Origin of the sequence: Rhodosalinus halophilus, assembly GCF_003298775.1 — a bacterium.
Classification (GTDB): domain Bacteria; phylum Pseudomonadota; class Alphaproteobacteria; order Rhodobacterales; family Rhodobacteraceae; genus Rhodosalinus; species Rhodosalinus halophilus.
Map to the genome: position 1 here is coordinate 1 of NZ_QNTQ01000049.1, position 377 is coordinate 377.

Below are 377 nucleotides of genomic sequence, written 5' to 3' on the forward strand. Positions count from 1 at the left end.
TTTTAAGCAGTTAATTGCTTATTCTTCTGTGTATCATATAGGCTGAATTATATTATGTAATTTTTCTGATGACTTAAGTTGATTTGTATATTTATTATTATATTCTTTAATAATTTTTCCAGTTATGAAATTTTTTAGATTTTTATTATTTGAAGATTTTACAATGTTGATAAAAATAAAATATAAGGGTTGGTTGATTTTAATGGTATTAAGAATAGCTGGGATACCTCCTTTATTAGGATTTTTTTTAAAGTTGTTTGCTTTTATAATGATTTTTAAATATGAGTATTATTTTATAATGTTTTTAATTTTTTGTTCTGTAGTAATGTTTTATGTATATTTTCGTATGATTTATGATGTTTTAATGAGATATTATG

1 pseudogene is annotated in these 377 nt (G+C 19.9%); it reads left to right on the forward strand.

The window, feature by feature from the left end:
* Nucleotides 1–124: 124 nt before the first annotated feature.
* Nucleotides 125–377, forward strand: a pseudogene (locus DRV85_RS19615) (hypothetical protein); the annotation flags it as partial.